We start from the raw sequence: 22,378 nt of genomic DNA, 5'->3' as shown, positions 1-22,378 counted from the left end.
ACCGCGATGGTGCCGGCGCGCTGGCCACCAGTTGCGCCCAGCTCGGCCTGCCGCTGATCCATATTTCCACTGACTATGTTTTCGACGGTTCAAAACCCGATCCCTATGTAGAAACCGACTCCTGCAATCCGCAGGCGGTCTATGCTCGCTCGAAATACGAGGGCGAGTTGGCCGTGCAGGAGTCCGGTGCCCATGCGGCCATCCTGCGCACAGCCTGGGTGCATTCTCCCTTCGGCGCCAATTTCGTGCGCACCATGCTACGACTGGCTGGCGAGCGCGACCGGTTGCGGGTGGTGAGCGACCAGCATGGGTCGCCGACCTATGCGCCACATCTGGCCCACGCCATCGTCAGTATGGCACAGCGTATGACGATGGAACCGCATAATGACGCGCTGTTCCGCGTCTTCCACCTGGCCGGCAGCGGCAGCACCACCTGGCACGGGCTGGCATCCGAAGTGATGGCCGTACGCGCTGATCTGGGTCTAGGTGCGGTGCCGATCGATCCGATCGCGACGGCGGAGTATCCTACGCCCGTGAAGCGACCGGCCAATTCGGTACTGGATTGCAGCCATATCCAGGCCATCTATGGCATCCGTCTGCCGCCATGGCAGGACGGCGTGCGCGCCTGCGTAAAGCGGCTGCTGGCATAAAAATAGCCCGCGGCATTGCTGCCGCGGGCCGGTGTCGCAATGGCTCAGGCTTCACGCCTTTTTGCCGTTCAGGATGTGATAGAGGATGATGGCGCCGAAGGTGGCGGTGCCGATGCCGCCCAGCGAGAAGCCGCCGAACTTCAGCATCAGGTCGCCCGCGCCGACGGTGAGCGCGACGCCCACGGTGATCAGGTTGCGCGGGCTGGAGAAATCCACCTTGTTTTCGACCCAGATACGGCCGGCCGTGGCCGAGATCAGGCCGAACACCACCAGCGCCAGGCCGCCCAGAACGGGGCCAGGGATGGTGAGGATCAGCGCGCCGAATTTGGGCGAGAAGCCGAGCAGCAGGGCGAACAGGGCCGCCACCACGAACAGCAGGGTGGAGAAGATCTTGGTCACCGCCATCACGCCCATGTTCTCGGCATAGGTGGTCATGCCGGTGCCGCCGCCGGCACCCGATACCATGGTGGCGATGCCGTCGCCCAGGAAGGCGCGGCCCAGCAGCGGATCCATGTTACGGCCCGTCATCACGCCTATGGCCTTCACATGGCCCAGGTTCTCGGCCACCAGGATGATGGCAACCGGTGCGATCAGCGCCATGGCGCTGGGCTGGAAGACCGGCGCGGTGAAGTTTGGCATGCCGAACCAGGCTGCTGCCGCCACGCCGGAGAAGTCGATCGGCTTGCCCATCCCCATGCCGTTGGCCAGCACGGCGTAGAGGATGTAGGCGGCCAGGCCGCCCAGCAGAATCGGCAGGCGCTGGGCCGTGGCGCCGGCATAGACGGCTACCATGCCAACGGCCACCACCGTGAACAGGCCGATGAAGGCGTCGAAGCCGCTGGCGCTGACGCCTTTGACCGCGATCGGGGCGAGATTGAGGCCGATCACCGCAACGATGGCGCCGGTCACCACCGGCGGCATCAGCGTCTCGATCCAGCGATGACCGGCCATCATCACGATCAGACCGATCACCGCATAGACGGCGCCGGCGGCAATGATGCCGCCCAAGGCCACGGCGATGTTCGGGTTGGGACCGCTGCCGCTATAGGCGGTGGCGGCGATCACCACGGCGATGAAGGAGAAACTGGAGCCCAGATAGCTCGGCAGCCTGCCCCGGGTGATGACGAAGAAAATCAGCGTGCTGATGCCAGAGAACAGGATCGATACGTTGGGATCGAAACCCATCAGGATCGGCGCAAGCACCGTGGCGCCGAACATGGCCACCACATGCTGCAGGCCGGCGACCACGGTCTGGCCCCAGGGCAGGCGTTCATCCGGTGCGATCACGCCGCTGGTTTTGAGCGTCCATTTCGGCAGGAAACCGCCGTCATCCTGTTGTGCCATTATCCCCTCCAAGGCAGTGCGTTGATGTTCGGCCTGCATCCGTTGTGCGGCCGAGTCTTAGACTAAAGTCGATCATTCGCCCCTTCGCGCGGACGTGTCAAACGCCGTTTCCGATTCGCCCATAGGAGGAAGTGCGTATTTTTTTTGTTGCGCCGCCAGACCCTGGCGGGCTGCCAAAAATTACTTGCCGCCAGTAAGGCGCGGCATTAAACTAAATATAATCCGTACACAGATTATAAGCGCCATCAAAAAGGGCGCCGGGGAGGACAGCATGGTGGCGGTACAGGATCGCCCGATCATTATCGTTGGTGGCGGCATCGGCGGCCTTGCGGCGGCTTTGGCGCTGGCGCTGAAGGGGCTGCGCTCCATTCTGCTCGAACAGTCGACAGAATTCCGCGAAGTCGGCGCCGGTATCCAGATCGGGCCCAATGCCTTCCGGCGCTTCGACATGCTCGGCATCCGCAAGGCGGTGGATGCCATCGCCGTGTTCCCCGACAACCTGATCATGCGCGACGCACTGACCGGCGAAGAAGTGACGCGCATCCCGATGGGCGAGCGTGCGCTGAAGCATTACGGCCAGCCCTATGGCGTGATCCACCGTGCCGACCTGCATGACGCCCTGCTGCAGTCCTGCCGCGCGCAGCCGCTGGTCAGCCTGCATACGAATGCGAAAGTGACCGGCCATGTCGATCAGGGCGACAGCGTCGCGGTGACACTGGCCGATGGCACAGTGATCGAGGGTGACAGCATCATTGCCTGCGACGGGTTATGGTCGGGCTTTCGCGAGCATGTGGTCGGCGACGGCAAACCGCGCGTTTCGGGCCATATTGCCTATCGTGCCGTTTTGCCGCTGGCGGAAGTGCCCGAGGCCCAGCGCGAGAACAACGTGGTGCTGTGGGCCGGGCCAAAGACGCATCTGGTGCATTACCCGCTACGACGTGGCGAGCTCTACAACCTGGTCGCGGTATTCCATTCCAACCGCTACGAGGAAGGCTGGAACAGTTACGGGGACGTGGCCGAACTGAACGAGCGCTTCCAGAACCAGCAGCCGCAGGTGCATACCCTGCTGAACAAGATCGAATCCTGGCGCATGTGGGTGCTGTGCGACCGCGAGCCGGTGGAAAACTGGACGAAGGGCCGCATCACGCTGCTGGGCGACGCGGCACATCCCATGCTGCAATACCTGGCGCAGGGCGCCTGCATGGCTATGGAAGATGCCGTCTGCCTGGCCGAGAAGCTGGCCGCGCGGCGCGACGATCCCAATGCAGCCTTCCTGGCCTATCAGAAGGAGCGTTATCTGCGCACGGCACGGGTACAGCTTATGGCACGCGTCTATGGCGACTTTTACCATGCCACGGGTCCAGTGCGCGAGTTGCGCAACGCCTTCCTGAGCGGCCGGACCGCCGACCAGGCCTATGCCGGAAACCAGTGGCTGTATGGCGGCTGACTAAAGGCTGCGCCAGGCGATATAGCCGGCGACCAGAAAGATCAGCGCGGCAAAGATGCGATTAAGCAGCCCCTTGTATTTGGCGGCTTTCAACGCCATGCGTGTGCCCAGTACGCCGCCCAGGATGCCGCCCCCGATGAACCAGCCGGCAATCGTCCAATCGATCAAGCCTGACCAGGCGTAGTTTGCCGCTGTAGTCAGGCCGAAGCTGCCGACGGAGAAGAGCGAAGAGGCAACGGCATTGATCATCGGCATGCCGCTGCCCAGCATGATGCCGGGCACGATCAGGAAGCCGCCGCCGATGCCGAAAAAGCCGCTGACCGTGCCGGTGAGCAGGCCGATCAACATGAGCTTGAAGCCAATAGCCGGAGTGATTCGCACAGCGGAATCTCCCTCTGCGGCTTTGGGTCTCAGCATGGCGACTCCCACAAGCACCATGACGGCGGCAAACAACAGCAGCAGATGCCGCCCGTCAACCAGCTTGCCGAGTGTCGAGCCCAGCGCAGCGCCAGCGACACCGGATACAGCGAATACAGTGGCGCAGGGCCACTTTACGGTCTGCTTGCGGGCATGTTGAGCCAGATTGGCGAAGGCATTGATGGCCACGGCCAACGCACTGGTGCCGATGGCGACATGGGTATTGGTGATGCCGACAAGATAGAGCAGGGCCGGGACCGCCAGGATCGAACCTCCGCCGCCGACGAGCGCCAGCGAAAAGCCGACGACGCTGCCGGAGGCGACGGCAATGGCCGCCTGTTCAAGAGATGTGGCAAGCATGACGCAGATACAGCCTAGAGGGCGTCGACTGGGATTTTCATATACCGCATGCCGTTGGATTCGGCTGGTGGCATGTGGCCGGCACGCATGTTTACCTGCACTGACGGCAGGATCAGGCGCGGCATGTCAAGCGTGGCGTCGCGCTTGGTGCGCATCGCAACAAATTCATCCTCGCTGATACCATCGTGCACATGGATGTTTCTGGCGCGCTCTTCGGCAACGGTGGTTTCCCAGCGATACTCATCGCGGCCAGGCGCCTTGTAATCGTGACACATGAAAAGACGGGTTTCCGCCGGCAGAGTGAAGATCCGGCGGATCGAACGGTATAGCTCGCGGGCGTCGCCGCCGGGGAAATCACAGCGCGCGGTGCCGAAATCGGGCATGAATAATGTGTCTCCGACAAAAGCGGCATCGCCGATCACATAGGTCATGCAGGCTGGTGTATGGCCGGGCGTATGCATAGCCTTTGCCGCGATGCTGCCAACGCTGAAGGACTCGCCATCATTCAGCAGATGATCGAACTGGCTGCCATCACGGGCAAATTCGGTGCCGGCATTGAAGATCTTGCCAAACGTGTTCTGCACCACCGTGATGTTGAATCCGATACCGATACGGCCACCCAGTTCCTGCTTCAGATAGGGAGCTGCGGAAAGATGGTCGGCATGGACATGAGTTTCCAGGATCCACTGCACCATCAGGCCTTCGCGCCGCACGTAGGCGATCACGGCATCGGCCGACTTCTTGTCCGTGCGGCCCGAGGCCGGATCGTAATCCAGCACGGAGTCGATGATGGCGCATGCCTTGGTGGATGGGTCGCCGACGACATAACTGACGGTAAATGTTGCTTCGTCGAAAAAGGCCTGGATAAGCGGTTTCATGATGCTTTCCGTTTCAATGATATTAGGCAGCGAGAATCTTGCGATTCCATGGCATGACGGCCAGCAGGCGGGCCATACCGCAGAAGCCGGTTGCGCCGGCCACCATGAGTCCCGCGCCGACGAAACCGCTCAGGGCGATGAACCAGGGCGAAACCAGCAAGGCCAGAACCGCGCCCAGCAGCGCCATGCCGCCGGCGGCGATCTGCACCTGCCGCTGAAGATCAAGCGGGGCCTTTGCGTTGAAATGAACTGGCAGTCCGGCCTTTTTCCAGCCGTCGAGGCCGCCAGCCAACACGTAGGCTTCGCGGAAGCCCTTGGCGAGCAGGCGCGAGGCATTCATGGCGGTGCGGTTGCCGCTTCGGCAGGTAAAGACGGCCACCTTGTTACGCTCGGCGTCGAAATCGTGGGTATCGATGGCATTCAGCGGCACCAGGCGGGCACCGTGGATATGCTCGCGCGCATATTCGGAAGGCTCGCGGATGTCGATCAGCACTACTTCGCCGGCCTGCAGGCGCTGCTGAAGGGTTTGTGGGTCGATTTTGGGAATCGCGGTCATGGTTGTTCCTTGGCTTAGCAGTTTGTTTTGCAGAACTGCTCGTAGAGCAGGGTGATAATCGCCTCGACGCGGCGGTCAGCGAGACGATAGTAGATGGTCTGGCCATCGCGCCGGGTTGCTACCAGACCGTCCTCGCGCAGCTTGGTCAGGTGCTGCGAGAGGGCCGACTGGCTAAGATCCACCTGGGCCGCTAGGCTGCCGACGGAGCGTTCTCCCTCCATCAGCTGGCAGAGTACGAGGAGGCGCTTTTCGTTGGCCAGGCTGCGCAGGAAATGACTGGCCTGGGCGGCGCTGGCACTGAGTTGGTCAAGCAGGGCTGCGTCCATTGGGAGGTTCCATTAAATTAGATGTTACTAAATTAGATATTCATAATATAATTGTCAATGCCGGAAGTGTAGATAACCGAGTCTTTCTGCTTTGTGTTGAAATTACAGGCTCTTAAGGAGAACGGCATGACTGCGTCAGCTAAAGGTTCCCGGGAAATCTCGGTCGGCGAAAGCGGCCTGGGCCCGTATGGACAGATCATTGTGGCCGGCCGGCATGTGCTGGCGGCGGACGAGGCGGAAAGCCTCGGCGGGCGCGACACGGGCCCTGACCCCTACGAACTGGTAATGTCGGGTTTAGGGGCTTGCACGGCGATGACGATGCGCATGTATGCCGAACGCAAGCAATGGCCGCTGGTTCGCAGTTCGGTGCAGGTGCGCCACAGCAAGGTGGCCGGTGCAGATGGCAAACCGCTCGACCGGTTCGAACGCGTGATCACACTGGAAGGCGACCTGAGCGAGGAGCAGCGCCAGCGCCTGCTGGAGATTGCCAACAAATGCCCGGTGCATCAGACGCTGAGCCACGGTTCCGACATACAGACGTCACTGGCCTGATCAGTCGGTCGCGGGCTTCTGCCGCGCCGTCGCGGCCAGCAGCATGGCGACGAACAATCCGGCAGCGCCCAGGGCGAAAAGCAGGTTGTAGGAGCCGGTGCGATCGAACAGGTAGGAGAAGGCGTAACCGACGGCCGCAGATGAGAGCGCAAAGCCGCCCGTGAGCCAGCCCCAGACCTGACGATGCGCCGCGAAGCCGACCAGTTCGGCGACGCGACCAGAGGCCAGCGCCGATACGCCAGGCGTGAGGGCGCCGACCGTGACGGCGGAAATCGCCAATGCTACCGGATGCGTGCTGAGCAGGGGTATGGCGACGGCGGCGGATTTGACCAGCAGCACGCCGACAATGCTGCGATAGAAGCCAAAACGTTCGGCGATCAATCCGGCCAGCAGCGGGCCGCACAACGCCCCGATGCCGAAGAATACCCAGAACAGTCCACCGGCGGCGACGCCGCGACCCAGGCCGCGCGCAATATAGTCGGCCCAAAACACGGTGTGCGGCACGAAGCCGGCGGAATCGATGGTATAGGCCGCCAGCAGCAAGGCGACCGGCAGGGTGAAATTGCGCGGCGCCGCACCAGTCTGCGCCGGCGAGGCCGCCGGTTCGATGCCCCATTGCCGCCATGTCAGCGCTGCCAGCAGCAGGGTGACCAGGCCCAGGCCCAGCCAGACCGGTATCGGGCCGTAGCCGGCGACGGCCGGTACAAGCGTACCCGATGCGATCACGCCGATGCCAACCCCGGTGAAGACGATGCCGTTGCTGCGCGCGCGGTGAGTGGCTGGCGCTCGTGCCAGCATCAGCGGCACGGCAGCCACCATCAGCAAGCCGCCGGTGAAGCCGGCAAGGAAACGCCATGGCGCGAACCAGGCAAAACCCCAGGGCAGGGCGCAGGCCAGCAGGCTTAGGCCGGTCAGCACCATGGCGGCACGGGTCATTGTTGCTACCGGCATCAGGCGGGCCAGGCTGGCCGCCAGAAGGCTGCCGCCGACATAGCCGGCCAGGTTGGTGGCGCCCAGATAGGCCGCGTCGGCAGCACTGAGCCAGTCGCGTTCGATCAGCACGGGGATCAGCGGCGTATAGCCGAAGCGCGCGAAACCGATACCGACCAGAAGCGCACAGAGCCCAGCCAAGGCGCCGTGCCAGACAGGATTGATCATCGAGACCAGGAGGCAATAAAGGAACGGGCGGGCATGCTAACCCGCCCATATTCCCTCGACGACCGTTGCGGCCATAATATTTGGCGATGGCTCACATGCATTTTTGCAGGGCTATTTGCCAAGCAGGCCCTTGAGTTTCTCGGCCGCGCCACCGGCCGCTCCGCCCGCAGCACCGCCAACGGCACCGGCCTGATCCTTCAGCAGGTTGCCAAGCTGCTTCTGCAGTTCGCCGGTTGCGACACGCGAGGCCTGGGCGCTGATGGTGCCGATCACCTTCTCGGCGACCTCGGCGGGCGTGGCGCCGTTGCTGCCCTTGCCGATATCCTTCAACTGGATGGTGGGCAGGCTGGCCGAGATGGCCCGGCCCTGCAGGGCCGCGTGGCTGGCAGCGATCCTGCCATCACGGATCACCAGATTTTCGATAATCACCTTGCGTTCGGGCTGTTTGCTGGCTGAGCCGCCGGTGGATGCCGTGCCGGCCTTGGGTTCGGTCTGGCCGCCGCCGAATCTGGCGGCATAGGCCTGTACGTTCTTCTGGATGGTCTCCAGATTGCCGCCACCACTGGCATATTCGTAGCTGATCGACGGCTGGATGATCTGCACGTCCTTGATGATGATCGGATTGGACTGCAGGCTGGCAATATCCAATGTGATGCGGATATCGCCCAGCGAGATGGCTTCGGCGCCGCTGAAGCCCTTGGGATTGCCGACCACCAGGCCGCTGAGGCTGCCGCTGCCCGAAGCGGGCTTCAATTCGACCGACTTCAGGGTAACGCGCGCCTGGGTGGCCTCCGTGCCGTAACGCTCGATCACGGCCTTCACCAGGCTGTCGAGGTTGGAGGCGAAGTAATAGGCGGCGCCGGCAATGGCGAGCACGACGATGGCTATGGCCAATGCGATTTTCTTGATCATGGCTGTATCCTTCCCGTTGTCCCTCACCAATGGCTTTCATTATCGGCCCGCGGGGCGGCAGGCATCAACCGCATTGTGCCGGCGACTAGCCAGCCCCGGGGAATCTGGCTAAAGTCCGTCTAACTGATATATCAGATGGGAGAAACGATGCCCGGAACCCAGCCGAGCGCCCCGCCGCCCGATCCGCTGGCCGACCGCCTAAGTCGCTGTTACGCCTCGGCAGTGCATGACGTGCTGCGGGCGCAGGGCCATGACAATTGCGTCTTGCCGCCAGAAATCCGGCCGCTCATGCCGACGCAGACCCTTGCCGGACAGGTCTGGACGGTCAGCGGTCATATCGACCGCACCAAGACCGCCCACGAAACCCTGCTGGAGTGGACCGGCGTTTTATCCAAGGCCCCGCCGGGCCGCGTGGTGATGTGCCAACCCCATAACCACGAGGTAGCGCTGATGGGCGAGCTCTCAGCTTCGGCGCTGCAGCTCAAGGGCGTGCGAGGCTATATCGTGGATGGCGGCTGCCGCGATGCGGCGATGGTGGAGCAGATCGGTTTTCCGGTCTGGTGCAGTTTTTTCACGCCATCCGACATCGTGGCGCGCTGGGTGCCCAACAGTTTCGGCGCGCCGATAACCATCGGCAGCGTGACGATTTCGAGCGGCGATTACGTGATCGCCGACCGCGACGGCGTGGTGGTTATACCCGCTGGCATGGTTGAGGCAGCGGTCGCCCGCACCGAGGAGGTGATGGGGACCGAAGGCGAGGTGCGCCGGAACATCATGGCCGGCATGGACCCGCAGGAGGCGTATCTGAAGTATGGCAAGTTCTGATCTGGCAACCGATCCGCGCCTGCTGATGCTGGCGCCGGGCGACAATATCGCGGTGGCACGGCTGGAGATCCCGGCCGGAACCGAATTACAGGTGGCCGGCGCCACGGTACGGCTGCAACGAGCGCTGGGATTCGGACACAAGATCGCCCTGCGCAATATCGCGGTCGGCGAAAGGATCGTGAAATACGGCGCGCCGATCGGACGGGCGACGGCAGATATTGCGTTGGGCGAGTACGTGCACAACCATAACGTCGCCAGCGATTACATGCCCAATACGGTAGCGGTGGAGGCGGCACCATGAGTGACGTAACGATGCGCGGCTGGCGCCGGGCGGATGGCCGCAAGGGCATTCGCAACTATGTTGCAGTTGCCTATCTGGTGGAATGCGCCCATCACGTGGTCAAGGAAATCGCCTGGCCTTATCGCGAAGAGGGCGCCCATGTGATCGGTTTCCCCGGCTGTTACCCCAATGCCTATGCGTTGAAGATGATGCAGCGGCTATGCACCCATCCCAATGTCGGTGCCGTATTGCTGGTGTCGCTTGGTTGCGAGGGTTTCAACAAGAAGGTCCTGGAGCGCACGATCAGGGAAAGCGGCCGGCCGGTCGAATTGTTGGCGATTCAGGAGAATGGTGGCACGCGAGCGACCATCGAGAAGGGGCGCGCCTGGGTCGAGGCTCAGATCGCGGCCCTGGCCAAGCAGCCGACCGAGCCCATGGCCGTGTCGGAATTGGTGGTCGGCACCATATGCGGCGGTTCGGATGCTACCTCGGGCCTCACCGCCAACCCGGCGATGGGGCGCGCCTTCGATTTCCTGGTGCAGGAAAAGGCCGCGGCGATTTTTGAGGAAACCGGCGAACTGATCGGCATGGAAGGCTGGATGGCCGAGCGTGCCGTCACGCCGGAACTGGGTCGCGAACTGAAGGCCTGCGTCGCCAAGGCGGCGCATTATTATGAAACGCTTGGCTATCCCAGTTTCGCCCCGGGCAACGCCGATGGTGGGCTGACCACCATCGAGGAGAAATCGCTTGGCGCCTATGCCAAGAGCGGCGCCTCGCCGATCAGCGGCATTATCAAGCCTGGCGACATCCCGCCGCGCGGCGGCCTGTACCTGCTGGACGTGGTGCCGGATGGCGAAGTGCGGTTTGGTTTTCCCAATATCAGCGACAATGCCGAGATCGCCGAACTGATCGCCTGCGGATCGCACGTGATCCTGTTTTCCACCGGCCGCGGCTCGGTGGTGGGTTCGGCGCTGGCGCCGGTGATCAAGGTTTGCGCCAATCCGCGCACCTATGCGCGCATGGCCGACGACATGGACGTGAATGCGGGCCGCATTCTGGAAGGTCACGCCGACCTCGATACGGTCGGCCGCGAGATTTTCGACCTGATCAAGCGCGTCGGCGCCGGCGAAATGACCAGGTCTGAAGGCCTGGGGCACCAGGAATTCATCCTCACCTACAAGAGTTTCGAACCGATCGGGCCGGCCTGTCTGCCGGCGGTCGCTTAAAGCAACGGAGAGACGGGTATGCGTCTGGAAGGCAAGACAGCGGTGATCACGGCCGCCGCGCAGGGGATAGGTCGCGCATCGGCCATAGCATTCGCTCATGAAGGGGCGAAGGTGATTGCCACCGATGTGAACGAGGCCAGGCTTAAGGAGCTCGGCAGCCTGCCGAACATACGCACGCGGCGGCTGGATGTCATGGACCCCGCCGCCATCGCCGCCTTCGCGGCCGAGGTTGGCGCGGTCGACATATTGTTCAACTGCGCAGGTTTCGTGCATCACGGCACGATCCTGGAAACCGAAGAGAAGGACTGGGATTTTTCCTTCGACCTGAATGTGCGTTCGATGTACCGCATGACCAAGGCATTGTTGCCGGCCATGCTGTCGGCCGGTCGCGGCGGCTCCATCATCAACATGTCTTCTGCCGCATCCTCGGTGAAAGGCGCGCCGAACCGGTTCGTATATGGTGCCACCAAGGCGGCGGTGATCGGACTGACCAAGGCCATCGCCGCCGATTTCATCAAGCAGGGCATCCGCTGCAACGCGATTTGCCCCGGCACGATCCAGACGCCGTCGCTGGACGATCGCATCGCAGCCCAGGCTTCGACCGCTGGTGGTGTCGAGCAGGCCCGCGCCGGCTTTGTCGCGCGTCAGCCGCTCGGCCGGCTCGGCACGGCGGAAGAGATAGCGGCGCTTGCGGTTTATCTGGCCGGCGACGAGTCCGCTTTCACCACCGGCACCACTCATATCATCGACGGCGGCTGGTCGCTGTAATCCCTTCAGGAGAGAGACACGTCATGAAACTGCTGCGCTATGGCCCTGCGGGCCAGGAGAAGCCGGGCCTGCTCGACGCCTCGGGCGTCATTCGCGACCTTTCCACCGTGGTGCCGGATATCGCCGGCAGCACGCTGACGCCGGCCGGTCTGGCAAAACTGAAGTCCCTCGATCCCATGGCGCTGCCCGCGATCTCCGGAAATCCTCGGCTCGGGCCCTGCGTCAACCGTGTGGGCAAGTTCATCTGTATCGGCCTGAATTATTCCGACCATGCCGCCGAGACCGGCGCCACGGTGCCGCCCGAACCGATCATCTTCATGAAGGCGACTTCGGCGATCACGGGACCGAATGACGACGTGATCATCCCGAAGAACTCGCAGAAGACCGACTGGGAAGTGGAACTCGGCGTGGTGATCGGCTCTGTGGCCCGTTATGTCGATGAAAAAGACGCGATGAGTCATGTTGCCGGCTATTGCGTGATCAACGACGTATCGGAGCGGGCTTTCCAGACCGAACGCCACGGCCAGTGGACCAAGGGCAAGAGCGCCGATAGTTTCGGTCCGATCGGTCCCTGGCTGGTGACGACCGACGAGGTGCCTGATCCGCAGAACCTGGACATGTTCTGCGATGTGAACGGCAAGCGTTTCCAGAACGGCTCGACCAAGACGATGGTCTATGGCGTACGTTACCTGGTGAGCTATCTGAGCCAGTTCATGTCGCTGCAGCCGGGCGATATCATTTCCACCGGCACGCCGCCCGGAGTCGGCATGGGACAGAAGCCGCCAGTCTATCTGAAGGATGGAGACGCGGTTCATCTCGGCATTGTCGGGCTGGGCGAGCAGCGGCAAAAGGTGCGGAATTATCGCGCTTAAGTCAGAATGCTTCCGGCTCGGTGCGTCCGACCGAGCGGAAGAACGCCTCTACTGCGGCGCGCCGCGGGATCGGGGCGACCGCGCCGTAGCCGATGGTGGTGAGCGCGGCAGCCGCGTTGGCATAGCAGGCGGCTTCCAGCGGATTCGCGCCGCGCACCATTTCCGCCAGGAAGGCGCCGTCGAAACAGTCGCCGGCGCCGGTGGCATCCACCGTCGGCACGCGATGGCCCGGCAGGCGCCAGCGGCCATCCCCGTTGGCAATCAGCACGCCTTCGGCCCCGCATTTCAGCACCACCAGCGGGATGCCCATGGCCCGGTAATAATCCAGGATCGCCGCCGGCTCGTTCAGGCCGCTCAGCGCGGTAGCGTCTTCCAGGCTGGGCAGGGCGATATCGGAAAGCCGCAGCGCGGCGTGTATCGCCTGGCGCGCGGCATCCAGCGACCAAAGCTTGAGGCGCAGGTTGGTATCGAAGGAAACCAGCCGGCCGGCCTTGCGCATGCGGGTAATCGCGGTCATCGCGGTATCGCGCAAGCTGGCGCTGACGGCCAAAGTGATGCCGGAGACATGGAGGATGTGGGTGGCTTCCAGCGCCTGGCCGGGCAGGTCGGCCGGCGCCATGCGGCTGGCAGCCGAGTCTTTCCGGTAGTAGGTGAAGGTATGGCCACGATCGCCATGGGTGACAAAATAGATTGCCGTTGCGGCATCCTCGCGGCGGCCGACCGTGCTGGTGTCGACGCCCTCGCGCCGCCACAGATCCAGCAGCAGATCGCCGAAAGGATCCTTGCCCAGCAGGGTACAATAGGCGGCCTGGGCGCCCTGTCGGGCGGCGGCGATGGCACAGTTCGAGGTATCGCCGCCAAAGCCGCGCAGATACTGGTCGCTGTCCGGTCCGCCGGTCTGGTTGAACTCCACCATGGCCTCGCCCAGGCAGAGAATGTCGAATCCCATAATCCCACAGCCTCCTGTCATGTCTTTCCTAGCCGAGACAGACGGCCCGGGCAAGCAAACTGACATATCAGATACTATCTTGAGGCCGTGCAGGCCCGCTGCTACGGTGCGGGACGTCAGTGGAAAAGGTCAGGCCGTCATGGCAAAGAACACCGCGGTTCGCCCCGCACGGCTGGAGCGCCCGAAATCCCTCACCGAACTGGTGAAAGATCACGTCCGTAGCCGCATCACCAACGGCGAGCTGATGCTGGGCGAGGCGCTGTCGGAGAATGTGCTGGCCGCCCAGCTCGGTATTTCCAAGACGCCGGTGCGCGAGGCGCTGCTGCAGCTCAAGCTGGAAGGCCTGGTCGATATCCAGCCCCAGCGTGGCAGTTTCGTCTTTTCGCTTGCACCCGACGAGGCGGCCGAGATGTGCCAGTATCGCGTGATCCTGGAAAGCGCCGCCCTGCGCGACGCGCTGGCCAACGACGAGGCCGGGCTGATCGAAGCGCTGGAGCAGAATGTGAAGCGTATGGCGAAGGCGGTTGCTGATGGCGACATCCCGGCCTATCGCCGGCTCGATACCGAATACCATCGCCATATCCTGAACCGCGCCAACAACCGCTTTCTGACCGTGGCGCACCAACAACTGGAAATGAAAATTCAGGCCCTGCGCGCGCGCGTCACCTCGAAGGAACGCACCGTCGGCGACTCACTGGCCGAGCACCAGAACATCGTCAAGCTGCTCAAGGCGCATGAGCGTACCAAGGCGCTGAATCTGCTGGGCGTGCATATCCGCGCTGCCTCGCGCGATTATCAGATCATACTGCGGGAGCAGGCTCGCGGCCGGGAGCGCAAGAGTGGCTGAACGCAGCCTGACCGGCACCACACCTGTACTGGAAGCCGGCCACTGGCGTGGCATCCTGTTCATGCTTCTTGGCACGGCGCTGTTCACCTTCAACGATGCACTGGGCAAATGGATGGTGGCCAGCGTGGCGGTCGGCCAACTGCTGTTTATCCGTTCGGCTACCGCATTGGTCGTCCTGCTCCCCATGGTTCATCGTACCGGTTGGCGACAGGTCTTTGTGCTGGAGCAGCCGGGTCGGCATGCCGTCCGTCTCGCACTGATCGTGGCAGAAGTCGCCTGTTTCTATCTGGCTGTGCGGCATCTGCCGCTGGCCGATGTGATGGCGGTGTATCAGGCTACCCCGCTGATCGTCACCGTGCTTGCCATCCCGCTGCTGGGCGAGGCGGTTGGCTGGCGACGCGGTATCGCCGTGGCAATCGGGTTTTGCGGCGTGCTGCTCGTGCTGCAGCCGCAGGCCGGCGTGTTCACCGCGCCGGCACTGATTGCCCTTGGCGGCAGCCTGGCCTATGCCCTGATGATGATCGCCACTCGTAAGCTGCGTTCGACCGGCGCGTTGTCATTGATTGTCTATCATACGCTGGCGGTGGGCGCGGCGGGGCTGCTGACCCTGCCCTGGGGCTGGTCGCCGGTAGGACTGCTCGACGTCGCCTATCTGGCCCTCATCGGCGTGGTGGCGACGCTGGCGCATATGTGCATGAACCAGTCGTTGAGATTGGCGCCAGCCGCCGTGGTGGTGCCCTATACCTACACGTCGCTGCTATGGGCGATTCTGCTCGGTTGGCTCTTCTTTGCCGACCTGCCGACCCTGCCGATGCTGGCCGGAGCCGGGATCATCGTCGCCAGCGGCCTGTTCGTGCTGCATCGCGAGCGGCTGGCCAAACCGACATAAGCCGATATTGGATTGGGGAGTGAAACAATGACCGAAAAAAAGAAAAAGCCTTTGCGCAGCCGGGAATGGTTCGACAATCCGCATGATCCGGGCATGACGGCATTGTATCTGGAACGGTATCTCAATTTCGGTTTGACTCTGGCCGAATTGCGCGGCGGCAAGCCGATCATCGGCATCGCCCAGTCGGGCAGCGATCTGTCTCCGTGCAATCGGCATCACCTCGAACTGGCCAAACGGGTACGCGACGGTATCCGCGATGCCGGCGGCATCCCCTTTGAATTCCCCACCCATCCGATCCAGGAAACCGGCAAACGGCCGACGGCGGCTTTGGACCGCAACCTGCTTTATCTCGGTCTGGCGGAACTGCTCTATTCCTATCCGCTTGACGGCGTGGTGCTCACCACCGGCTGCGACAAGACCACGCCGGGCATGCTGATGGCTGCCGCCACAGTGGACATCCCCGCAATCGTGCTCTCGGGCGGCCCCATGCTGGATGGCTGGTACAAAGGCCAACTGGCCGGCTCGGGCACGGTGATCTGGTATGCGCGCCAGGAACTGGCGGCCGGCCGAATCAATTACGATGAATTCCTGGCCATGGTGGCTTCCTCCGCGCCGAGTCCGGGCCACTGCAACACCATGGGCACGGCGCTTTCCATGAACAGCATGGCCGAGGCGCTGGGCATGTCGTTGCCCGGCTGCGCCTCGATCCCGGCGCCCTACCGCGAACGCGCCCAGATGGCCTACGAAACCGGCCGTCGCGCCGTGGAGATCGTGCACGAGGACCTGCGACCTTCAAAGATCATGACGCGCAAGGCCTTCGAGAATGCCATCGTGGCGGCCCGCGCGCTGGGTGCTTCCACCAACTGTCCGCCGCATCTGAACGCCATCGCCCGGCATATGGGTGTCGAACTGGATGTGAAGGACTGGGACAAGATCGGCTATCATATCCCGCTGCTGGTCAACTGCATGCCGGCGGGCGCCCATCTTGGTGAGGGCTTCCATCGTGCCGGCGGTGTTCCGGCGGTGATGCGTGAATTGCTGGAGGCCGGCAAACTGCATGCCGATGCCTTGACGGTGAATGGCCGCAGCATGGGCGAAAACGTCAAGGATGCCGTCTGCGAGGACCGGGATGTGATCCGACCCTATGGCCAGCCGCTGCTGCCCGAGGCCGGTTTCGCGGTGCTGTCGGGCACGCTGTTCGACTCGGCCGTGATGAAGACGTCAGTGATCTCGGCCGAATTCCGCCGCAAGTATCTTGAGCGACCAGGCGACCCGAATGCCTTCGAGGGCACTGCCATCGTCTTTGAAGGGCCGGAGGACTACCACGCCCGGATCAACGATCCGGCCCTGCCGATCGACGAAAACAGCATCCTGGTCATACGCAACACCGGCCCCGTGGGTTATCCCGGGGCTGCCGAGGTGGTGAATATGCTGCCGCCCGACCGGCTGGTGAAGCAGGGCATTAACCTGCTGCCCTGCATCGGCGATGGCCGGCAGAGCGGTACTTCGGCCAGCCCGTCGATCCTCAATGCCTCGCCCGAGGCTGCTGTCGGAGGGGGGCTGGCACTGCTGCGGACCGGGGACCGGATTCGCATCGACCTGACGGGGCGTAAAGCCGACATCCTGATTACCAGTGAGGAACTGGAGAAACGGCGCAAGGCCTGGGTCCCGCCCAAACTGGTGAATCAGACGCCATGGCAGGAATTGCAGCGCCGGTATGTCGGGCAATTGTCGACCGGCGGTTGCCTGGATTTTGCCACGGGATATCAGCGGATTGCGGAGACATTCGGCGTCCCGCGGCATAACCACTGATCACCGTGCGCAAGCTGTACACGTATCGCCAGACAGAAAGTACGCGTCAGCTCTAAGTCTAAGCAAACAGGGCTTGGCAGGCGATTTTGGGCTGGCTAAACTGATATATGAGATGCTACGAAGGCATGCCACGTCGCATTGAAAATCGACAGAAAAAACCCGTAACGGGTCAGGCAGGGAGGAATAAAATGCGTAAGTCAGCCATGCGTAAAACCGCGGGGTGGGTCGCCGCCGCCGCAATACTGGCCAGTGCCACGCCTGCATTCGCGCAGGAAAAGCTCACGGTCTGGTTCAACAAGGGATTTTATCCCGCTGAGGATACCGCGCTGAATGCGGTGATCGAGCGCTTCAAGCAGAAGACCGGCGTGACGGTCGAGCTCAGCCTGTTCGGCGTGGAGGATATCATCACCAAGTCGGTTTCCGCCGTCGAAGCCAAGACGCCGCCGGATGCCGCTTTTGGCTGGACCTTCGATTTCCGCACGGCCGGCAAATGGGCTTACGAAGGCAAGCTGGAGGATCTCTCCGACATCATCACGCCGAACAAGGACAAGTTCCTGCCCGGCGTGCTGGATACCGCCTATCTGCAGGGACCGGGCGGCAAGCGCGCTTATTACGGCATGCCGATCTACCAGCAGACCATGCACGCCAATTATTGGAAGGACATGGTCGAGGAAGCCGGATTCAAGGAGAGCGACATTCCGAAAGATTGGAAGGGCTACTGGTCCTTCTGGTGCGACAAGGTGCAGCCCGGCCTGCGCGCGAAGGGCAAGCGCGTGTATGGCATCGGCCACCCCTCTTCGGTCGAGGCATCCGACACTTTCTACAGCTTCCTGTCCTATGTGAATGCCTACAACGCCATGCCGGTCGACAAGGATGGCAAGCTGCTGATCAACGATCCGAAGATCAAGGCCGGCATGGTTGCCGCGCTGAAGGACTATACGGATATCGTGGTCAAGGGCTGCACGCCACCCGGCTCGCTGTCATGGAAGGATGTCGACAATAACGTGGCCTTCCACAACAAGACCACGCCGATGACGCATAACGCGACCATTTCTCTGCCCGGCAAGCACATGGATGACATGATGAATGCCAAGGAAGAGAAGGATCGCGCCCAGGCAAAGACCAATTACTACGATCTGATCCGCACCACGAACTGGCCGGCCAAACCTGATGGGCAACCGCTGCCGAACCTGGTTTCGATCAAGCTGGCTGTTGTGTTTGCCGATGCGCCGAACAAGAAGCGGGGTAAGGAGTTCCTCGCCTTTCTGGCCCAGCCTGAGAACCTGATCCCGTATACGGAAGGTTCGCTCGGCCGCTGGTTCCCGGTCACCAAGGAAGCGGCGGAACGCCCCTTCTGGCAGGAAGACCAGCACCGCAAGAACGTGTACCAGCAGTTCGTCAAGCAACCCACCGTGCCGTTCCCCTTCGTTTATAACTACAAGTTCACCACGGTGAACGCGGAGAACGTCTGGGGGCGTGCGATGTCGCGCGTAGTGCAGGACAAGGTTTCGCCCGAGCAGGCTGTGGACGAGATGTTCGCCCGCATCAAGCAGCTCGTCGAAGGCTGACGTTTAGATAACGGCTGACCGTCGTGGTTGCAGTTACCGACGTGCAAGCCGGGAAAATGGCCCCAGGCCGTCTCTCTCAGGAGGCGACCTGGGGCCTGATTTTCCTGGTCCCATACATCGTCCTGTTCATCGCCCTGGTGATCTACCCGGTCGGCTATGGCCTGATCCTGGGCACCAATCCGAAAAGCTATGTGCGCCTGTGGAGCGATCCGATCTTCCTGCGCACGATCGTCAACACGGTGATTTTCCTAGGCATCGCCGTGAACCTGAAGCTTTTCCTGGCGCTTTTGCTCTCGGGGTTCTTCGTGCACGAGCAGCGCTGGATCCGCTGGCTCAGCGTGATATTCATTCTGCCCTGGGCGATTCCCTCCATTCCCACCATCCTGTCCTTCCGCTGGATGCTGAATGCGGAATGGGGAATGATCAATTCGCTGATCTTCCGCTTCACTTTGGAAGACGGCCCGAACTGGCTGCTCGACCGCTGGAGCGGGCTGGCGATGATCTGCGTGGTCCATATCTGGAAATACCTGCCATTCTGGACCCTGATCATGCTGGCTGGCCGCCTGGCTATCCCTAAGGATCTCTATGAGTCCGCCGATGTGGATGGTGCCAGCGGATTGCAGAAATTCCGCTATGTCACTTTCCCCAGCATGCGGAACCTCTACATCACATGCACCCTGCTCTCGACCATCATGAGCCTGGGCGATTTCAATTCCATCTATCTGCTGACCGGCGGTGGACCGGCCGATGCAACCCAGACTCTGGCGACGCTCGGCATCCGGTATGCCTTCGGCATGTCGGAGGTGGAAGTCGGCGTTACCACTGTCGTTGTCGCCCTGCCGGTCATGCTGCCGTTGCTGGTTCTGATGCTGCGGCGCATGAAGAAGGGTGAGCAGCCATGAGGAAGATGTTTTCCGAAGCCCGCCTGATGCTGGTGGGTGTCCTGATCCTGGTCTGGACGCTGATCCCGATCTACCACTTGTTCGTCATGTCAATCACGCCCCGGGTGGAGACCTTCGCCGGCGCCATCTGGCCCTCGCGCCCGACACTGGAGAATTACGAAACCGTAGTGAAGCAGGGCCATTACTATCTGGAGCATTTCTGGCAGCAGCTATGGAACAGCGCCTTCGTCGCCGTGATGGTCTGTCTCATCACGTTGGCGATCTCGGCTACGGCCACTTTTGCGATCAGTCGGTTAAAGGTGCGGGGCGGCCGGCTGGTTTCCAACATGGCGCTGGCAACCTACCTGATTCCGCCGGCCTTTCTGGCCATCCCGATGTACAAGGTGATGGGGATTTATGGCCTGCTGAACACGCAATGGTCCCTGATCCTGACCATGGTCACCTTCGCATCGCCCTATGCGATCTGGGTGCTGAAGCAATATGCCGACAAGCTGCCCTACGAGCTGGATGAGGCGGCGCGGATCGATGGTGCCAGTCCGCTGCAGATATTCCGCCTGATCTATTTACCGCTGATGGCGCCATCCCTGGTGGCGATCGGCACCTATGCGCTGCTGCTTGCCTGGAACGAATATCTCTATGCCTTCCTGCTGCTGTCGGCCGATAAGGAAATCACGCTGGCCGTCGCGCTTGGGCATTTTCTCACCACCGATGACGCACCGTTCAATGTGCTGATGGCGACAGGCGCGGTCTATGCCCTGCCGCCTGCGGCAATCTATTATGCGTTCCGGCGCTACATGGTTTCCGGACTTACCGCGGGGGCGGTGAAGTCCTGAGCATACAAGAAGAAATCGAGTGACAGGGAGTTTGATATGGCGAGTGTGAGTGTGGAGGCGGTGCGCAAACGCTATGGCGCGCTCGAAGTGATCCACGGCATCGATATCGCGATTCCGGATGGCGAATTCGTCGTCCTGGTCGGCCCGTCCGGCTGCGGCAAGTCCACCCTGCTGCGCATGATCGCGGGGCTGGAGGAAATTTCCGGTGGCGCCATCCGTATCGGCGAGCGTGTGGTCAACGACGTGCCGTCCAAAGACCGCGACATTGCCATGGTGTTCCAGAATTACGCGCTGTATCCGCATATGACCGTGCGCGAGAATATGGGCTTCTCGTTGAAGCTGCGCAAAGCCGAGCAGAGCGTGATTGCCGAGCGGGTGCAGCGGGCCGCCCAGATTCTGAGCCTGACCGAACTGCTGGACCGCTATCCGAAGCAACTGTCCGGCGGTCAGCGCCAGCGCGTCGCCATGGGGCGCGCCATTGTGCGCAATCCGCAGGTCTTCCTGTTCGACGAACCCCTGAGCAACCTGGACGCCAAACTTCGCGTGCAGATGCGTACGGAGATCAAGGCCCTGCATCAGCAGCTCAGGACCACTTCGATCTACGTGACGCATGACCAGATCGAGGCCATGACCATGGCCGACCGCATCGTGGTGATGCATGACGGCATTGTCGAGCAGATCGGCACGCCGCTGGAACTGTATGACACTCCGGCTAACCTGTTTGTGGCCGGTTTCATCGGTTCCCCGGCAATCAATCTGATCCGTGGCCGCCTGCGCCGGGATGGCGGTCGCTGCTGGGTGGCTACCGAGGCAGGCATCGATCTGCCGCTGAATGGCAATGTCGGCGGCCAGGACGGCCAGCCGGTCGTATATGGCTTCCGGCCCGAGCATCTTACGCCAGTGAATGGCGGCGGCCTGCCGTCGCGGGTCGAGGTGGTGGAGCCGACGGGCGCCAATACCTTCGTCTATGCCGAACTGGGCGGAGCGCAGATCTGCGGCGTGTTCAACGAACGCCGCGGATTCGTTCCGGGCGAAACCCTCGATCTGATGCCGCAACTCGACCGCGTGCACCTGTTCGATGCCGCCAGCGGCCGCCGCCTGGTGGCATGATCGGCGTTGATTGGGGCAGCAGCAGTTTTCGCGCCTATCGCATTGGACCCGACGGCCGCGTGCTGGATCGGCGCGAGGCGGATTGCGGCATAATCGATATTGGAGCCGCGGACTATCCCGCCGCCCTGAGGCAACGGATCGGAGACTGGCTGGCCGTCGATTCCGGGCCTGTCCTGCTGTCAGGCATGGTGGGGAGCCGGCAGGGGTGGCGTGAGGCACCCTATGCGGAGTGTCCCGCGGATTTGAACGATCTCGCCGACGCCCTCTGTCGGGTGGATATTGGCGCGGGCCGTATCGGCCATATCGTGCCGGGCTTGTCCTGTCGCGACGCGGATGGCGTGCCTGACGTGATGCGCGGCGAGGAAACCCAGCTATTCGGGCTCGATATGCCGGCTGGGGACGGGATGGCTGTCATGCCAGGCACCCATTCCAAACATGTCCGCTTTCAGAATGGCAGGGTGGTCAGCTTTGCCACGGCGATGACGGGCGAGGTTTTTGCGCTGCTTTCCCGGCATGGCCTGATCGCCGCCATGCTGCCAAAGGACGAAGCGGAATTCGAAGAGACTGCCTTCTGCGACGGCCTGGCTGCTTCTGGACGGCCGGGCGGGTTGCTGCATCACCTGTTCGGCGTGCGTACCCGCCGGCTGTTTGACGAACTGGCGGCCATGGCAGCACGGGATTTTCTATCCGGCCTGCTGATCGGACATGAACTGCGCGGCACGGAATGGCGGGGCGAGGTGCGAATCATCGCTGGCCAGAAACTGGCGACGCGTTATCTTAAGGCTTGCGGCTGGCTCGGAATCCCGGCCGCCCTCGCTCCGGAAGATGCTGCGGCTCGCGGCCTATACCGTCTGAGCCGCCATCTGCGGGGATGAAAAACTGCCCCGGGAGGGTGTC

Annotated in this window: 24 protein-coding genes; 16 read left to right on the top strand and 8 right to left on the bottom strand. The window is 62.4% G+C overall.

Annotation, left to right across the window (positions count from 1 at the left end; all coding sequences use genetic code 11):
- The coding region (rfbD, locus tag ACK4FK_RS15530) for a dTDP-4-dehydrorhamnose reductase (protein ID WP_409746082.1) at window positions 1-650 on the top strand (650 nt) is incomplete at its 5' end.
- 51 nt (window positions 651-701) lie between these two features.
- Here rfbD and ACK4FK_RS15525 read toward each other — a convergent pair.
- Window positions 702-1,994 (bottom strand): solute carrier family 23 protein, encoded by a 1,293-nt coding sequence (locus tag ACK4FK_RS15525; protein ID WP_409746081.1) that lies wholly within the window; start codon window positions 1,992-1,994, stop codon window positions 702-704.
- 271 nt (window positions 1,995-2,265) lie between these two features.
- Here ACK4FK_RS15525 and ACK4FK_RS15520 point away from each other — a divergent pair, with 271 nt between their 5' ends.
- Window positions 2,266-3,441 (top strand): 3-hydroxybenzoate 6-monooxygenase, encoded by a 1,176-nt coding sequence (locus ACK4FK_RS15520; protein WP_409746080.1) that lies wholly within the window; start codon window positions 2,266-2,268, stop codon window positions 3,439-3,441.
- Here ACK4FK_RS15520 and ACK4FK_RS15515 read toward each other — a convergent pair whose 3' ends face one another.
- The 4 genes from ACK4FK_RS15515 to ACK4FK_RS15500 are packed head-to-tail and all read right to left on the bottom strand — an operon-like array spanning window position 3,442 to window position 5,978.
- Window positions 3,442-4,218: a sulfite exporter TauE/SafE family protein gene (locus ACK4FK_RS15515; protein WP_409746079.1), complete on the bottom strand. Its 777-nt coding sequence runs from the start codon at window positions 4,216-4,218 to the stop codon at window positions 3,442-3,444.
- A gap of 14 nt (window positions 4,219-4,232) precedes the next feature.
- Window positions 4,233-5,096, bottom strand: coding sequence for an MBL fold metallo-hydrolase (locus ACK4FK_RS15510; RefSeq protein ID WP_409746078.1), 864 nt, complete (start codon window positions 5,094-5,096; stop codon window positions 4,233-4,235).
- A 22-nt stretch (window positions 5,097-5,118) separates the two neighbouring features.
- Window positions 5,119-5,652 (bottom strand): rhodanese-like domain-containing protein, encoded by a 534-nt coding sequence (locus ACK4FK_RS15505; protein WP_409746077.1) that lies wholly within the window; start codon window positions 5,650-5,652, stop codon window positions 5,119-5,121.
- Window positions 5,653-5,666: 14 nt separating this feature from the next.
- Complete coding sequence (locus ACK4FK_RS15500; RefSeq protein WP_409746076.1) at window positions 5,667-5,978, bottom strand: ArsR/SmtB family transcription factor; 312 nt, start codon at window positions 5,976-5,978, stop codon at window positions 5,667-5,669.
- A 126-nt stretch (window positions 5,979-6,104) separates the two neighbouring features.
- Between ACK4FK_RS15500 and ACK4FK_RS15495 the strand changes: the two genes are divergently transcribed.
- A complete protein-coding gene (locus ACK4FK_RS15495) occupies window positions 6,105-6,530 on the top strand; it encodes an OsmC family protein (protein ID WP_409746075.1) in 426 nt (141 codons plus the stop codon).
- Here the strand turns inward: ACK4FK_RS15495 and ACK4FK_RS15490 are convergent, their stop codons facing one another.
- Together ACK4FK_RS15490 and ACK4FK_RS15485 are read right to left on the bottom strand one after the other, a co-directional pair.
- Window positions 6,531-7,688, bottom strand: coding sequence for a YbfB/YjiJ family MFS transporter (locus tag ACK4FK_RS15490; protein WP_409746074.1), 1,158 nt, complete (start codon window positions 7,686-7,688; stop codon window positions 6,531-6,533).
- 111 nt (window positions 7,689-7,799) lie between these two features.
- Entirely contained in the window at window positions 7,800-8,600 is an 801-nt protein-coding gene (locus ACK4FK_RS15485) for a hypothetical protein (RefSeq protein WP_409746073.1), read from the bottom strand.
- A 147-nt stretch (window positions 8,601-8,747) separates the two neighbouring features.
- On the opposite strand from ACK4FK_RS15485, the gene ACK4FK_RS15480 reads away from it, so the two are divergent.
- From ACK4FK_RS15480 to ACK4FK_RS15460, 5 genes are read left to right on the top strand one after another with little or no spacing between them, the layout of a single operon-like run.
- Complete coding sequence (locus ACK4FK_RS15480; RefSeq protein WP_409746072.1) at window positions 8,748-9,425, top strand: RraA family protein; 678 nt, start codon at window positions 8,748-8,750, stop codon at window positions 9,423-9,425.
- Window positions 9,412-9,726: a UxaA family hydrolase gene (locus ACK4FK_RS15475; RefSeq protein WP_409746071.1), complete on the top strand. Its 315-nt coding sequence runs from the start codon at window positions 9,412-9,414 to the stop codon at window positions 9,724-9,726. The genes ACK4FK_RS15480 and ACK4FK_RS15475 overlap by 14 nt, the downstream gene beginning before the upstream one ends.
- Window positions 9,723-10,931 carry a UxaA family hydrolase gene (locus tag ACK4FK_RS15470; RefSeq protein WP_409746070.1) on the top strand — a complete coding sequence of 403 codons (1,209 nt, stop codon included), beginning with the start codon at window positions 9,723-9,725 and terminating at the stop codon, window positions 10,929-10,931. The genes ACK4FK_RS15475 and ACK4FK_RS15470 overlap by 4 nt, the downstream gene beginning before the upstream one ends.
- A gap of 18 nt (window positions 10,932-10,949) precedes the next feature.
- Window positions 10,950-11,699 carry an SDR family oxidoreductase gene (locus ACK4FK_RS15465; protein ID WP_409746069.1) on the top strand — a complete coding sequence of 250 codons (750 nt, stop codon included), beginning with the start codon at window positions 10,950-10,952 and terminating at the stop codon, window positions 11,697-11,699.
- 23 nt (window positions 11,700-11,722) lie between these two features.
- The gene (locus tag ACK4FK_RS15460) at window positions 11,723-12,571 is read left to right on the top strand and encodes a fumarylacetoacetate hydrolase family protein (RefSeq protein ID WP_409746068.1); all 849 of its coding nucleotides are present in this window, start codon (window positions 11,723-11,725) and stop codon (window positions 12,569-12,571) included.
- Window position 12,572: 1 nt separating this feature from the next.
- Here ACK4FK_RS15460 and ACK4FK_RS15455 read toward each other — a convergent pair whose 3' ends face one another.
- Window positions 12,573-13,520, bottom strand: a complete 948-nt coding sequence (locus tag ACK4FK_RS15455; protein WP_409746066.1) for a sugar kinase — start codon at window positions 13,518-13,520, stop codon at window positions 12,573-12,575.
- Window positions 13,521-13,659: 139 nt separating this feature from the next.
- On the opposite strand from ACK4FK_RS15455, the gene ACK4FK_RS15450 reads away from it, so the two are divergent.
- The 8 genes from ACK4FK_RS15450 (at window position 13,660) to ACK4FK_RS15415 (ending at window position 22,356) form a co-directional block, all read left to right on the top strand.
- Window positions 13,660-14,367, top strand: coding sequence for a GntR family transcriptional regulator (locus tag ACK4FK_RS15450; RefSeq protein ID WP_409746064.1), 708 nt, complete (start codon window positions 13,660-13,662; stop codon window positions 14,365-14,367).
- On the top strand, window positions 14,360-15,256 hold the full coding sequence (locus tag ACK4FK_RS15445) for a DMT family transporter (protein ID WP_409746062.1): 897 nt from the start codon (window positions 14,360-14,362) through the stop codon (window positions 15,254-15,256). Before ACK4FK_RS15450 ends, ACK4FK_RS15445 begins: the two co-directional genes overlap by 8 nt.
- Before the next feature lie 27 nt (window positions 15,257-15,283).
- Window positions 15,284-17,068 (top strand): IlvD/Edd family dehydratase, encoded by a 1,785-nt coding sequence (locus ACK4FK_RS15440; RefSeq protein ID WP_409746061.1) that lies wholly within the window; start codon window positions 15,284-15,286, stop codon window positions 17,066-17,068.
- Window positions 17,069-17,256: 188 nt separating this feature from the next.
- A complete protein-coding gene (locus ACK4FK_RS15435) occupies window positions 17,257-18,636 on the top strand; it encodes an ABC transporter substrate-binding protein (protein WP_409746059.1) in 1,380 nt (459 codons plus the stop codon).
- 56 nt (window positions 18,637-18,692) lie between these two features.
- Complete coding sequence (locus tag ACK4FK_RS15430) at window positions 18,693-19,538, top strand: carbohydrate ABC transporter permease (protein ID WP_409746057.1); 846 nt, start codon at window positions 18,693-18,695, stop codon at window positions 19,536-19,538.
- Window positions 19,535-20,371: a carbohydrate ABC transporter permease gene (locus ACK4FK_RS15425; protein WP_409746055.1), complete on the top strand. Its 837-nt coding sequence runs from the start codon at window positions 19,535-19,537 to the stop codon at window positions 20,369-20,371. The genes ACK4FK_RS15430 and ACK4FK_RS15425 overlap by 4 nt, the downstream gene beginning before the upstream one ends.
- A gap of 36 nt (window positions 20,372-20,407) precedes the next feature.
- On the top strand, window positions 20,408-21,481 hold the full coding sequence (locus tag ACK4FK_RS15420) for an ABC transporter ATP-binding protein (RefSeq protein WP_409746053.1): 1,074 nt from the start codon (window positions 20,408-20,410) through the stop codon (window positions 21,479-21,481).
- Window positions 21,478-22,356 (top strand): 2-dehydro-3-deoxygalactonokinase, encoded by an 879-nt coding sequence (locus ACK4FK_RS15415; RefSeq protein WP_409746051.1) that lies wholly within the window; start codon window positions 21,478-21,480, stop codon window positions 22,354-22,356. The genes ACK4FK_RS15420 and ACK4FK_RS15415 overlap by 4 nt, the downstream gene beginning before the upstream one ends.
- Window positions 22,357-22,378: the final 22 nt, after the last annotated feature.

Origin of the sequence: Ferrovibrio sp., assembly GCF_046297895.1 — a bacterium.
Taxonomy (GTDB): Bacteria; Pseudomonadota; Alphaproteobacteria; order Ferrovibrionales; family Ferrovibrionaceae; genus Ferrovibrio.
Note: the sequence above shows the minus strand (reverse complement) of the source record. Positions and strands in the feature narration are given on the sequence as shown.

Coding starts and splice junctions, on each gene's coding strand:
- ACK4FK_RS15440 (WP_409746061.1), top strand. CDS start 15,284: ATGACCGAAAAAAAGAAAAAGCCTTTGCGCAGCCGGGAATGGTTCGAC.
- ACK4FK_RS15515 (WP_409746079.1), bottom strand. CDS start 4,218: ATGCTTGCCACATCTCTTGAACAGGCGGCCATTGCCGTCGCCTCCGGC.
- ACK4FK_RS15475 (WP_409746071.1), top strand. CDS start 9,412: ATGGCAAGTTCTGATCTGGCAACCGATCCGCGCCTGCTGATGCTGGCG.
- ACK4FK_RS15415 (WP_409746051.1), top strand. CDS start 21,478: ATGATCGGCGTTGATTGGGGCAGCAGCAGTTTTCGCGCCTATCGCATT.
- ACK4FK_RS15495 (WP_409746075.1), top strand. CDS start 6,105: ATGACTGCGTCAGCTAAAGGTTCCCGGGAAATCTCGGTCGGCGAAAGC.
- ACK4FK_RS15480 (WP_409746072.1), top strand. CDS start 8,748: ATGCCCGGAACCCAGCCGAGCGCCCCGCCGCCCGATCCGCTGGCCGAC.
- ACK4FK_RS15450 (WP_409746064.1), top strand. CDS start 13,660: ATGGCAAAGAACACCGCGGTTCGCCCCGCACGGCTGGAGCGCCCGAAA.
- ACK4FK_RS15485 (WP_409746073.1), bottom strand. CDS start 8,600: ATGATCAAGAAAATCGCATTGGCCATAGCCATCGTCGTGCTCGCCATT.
- ACK4FK_RS15465 (WP_409746069.1), top strand. CDS start 10,950: ATGCGTCTGGAAGGCAAGACAGCGGTGATCACGGCCGCCGCGCAGGGG.
- ACK4FK_RS15425 (WP_409746055.1), top strand. CDS start 19,535: ATGAGGAAGATGTTTTCCGAAGCCCGCCTGATGCTGGTGGGTGTCCTG.
- ACK4FK_RS15455 (WP_409746066.1), bottom strand. CDS start 13,520: ATGGGATTCGACATTCTCTGCCTGGGCGAGGCCATGGTGGAGTTCAAC.
- ACK4FK_RS15490 (WP_409746074.1), bottom strand. CDS start 7,688: ATGATCAATCCTGTCTGGCACGGCGCCTTGGCTGGGCTCTGTGCGCTT.
- ACK4FK_RS15520 (WP_409746080.1), top strand. CDS start 2,266: ATGGTGGCGGTACAGGATCGCCCGATCATTATCGTTGGTGGCGGCATC.
- ACK4FK_RS15525 (WP_409746081.1), bottom strand. CDS start 1,994: ATGGCACAACAGGATGACGGCGGTTTCCTGCCGAAATGGACGCTCAAA.
- ACK4FK_RS15430 (WP_409746057.1), top strand. CDS start 18,693: ATGGCCCCAGGCCGTCTCTCTCAGGAGGCGACCTGGGGCCTGATTTTC.
- ACK4FK_RS15505 (WP_409746077.1), bottom strand. CDS start 5,652: ATGACCGCGATTCCCAAAATCGACCCACAAACCCTTCAGCAGCGCCTG.
- ACK4FK_RS15510 (WP_409746078.1), bottom strand. CDS start 5,096: ATGAAACCGCTTATCCAGGCCTTTTTCGACGAAGCAACATTTACCGTC.
- ACK4FK_RS15420 (WP_409746053.1), top strand. CDS start 20,408: ATGGCGAGTGTGAGTGTGGAGGCGGTGCGCAAACGCTATGGCGCGCTC.
- ACK4FK_RS15435 (WP_409746059.1), top strand. CDS start 17,257: ATGCGTAAGTCAGCCATGCGTAAAACCGCGGGGTGGGTCGCCGCCGCC.
- ACK4FK_RS15460 (WP_409746068.1), top strand. CDS start 11,723: ATGAAACTGCTGCGCTATGGCCCTGCGGGCCAGGAGAAGCCGGGCCTG.
- ACK4FK_RS15470 (WP_409746070.1), top strand. CDS start 9,723: ATGAGTGACGTAACGATGCGCGGCTGGCGCCGGGCGGATGGCCGCAAG.
- ACK4FK_RS15500 (WP_409746076.1), bottom strand. CDS start 5,978: ATGGACGCAGCCCTGCTTGACCAACTCAGTGCCAGCGCCGCCCAGGCC.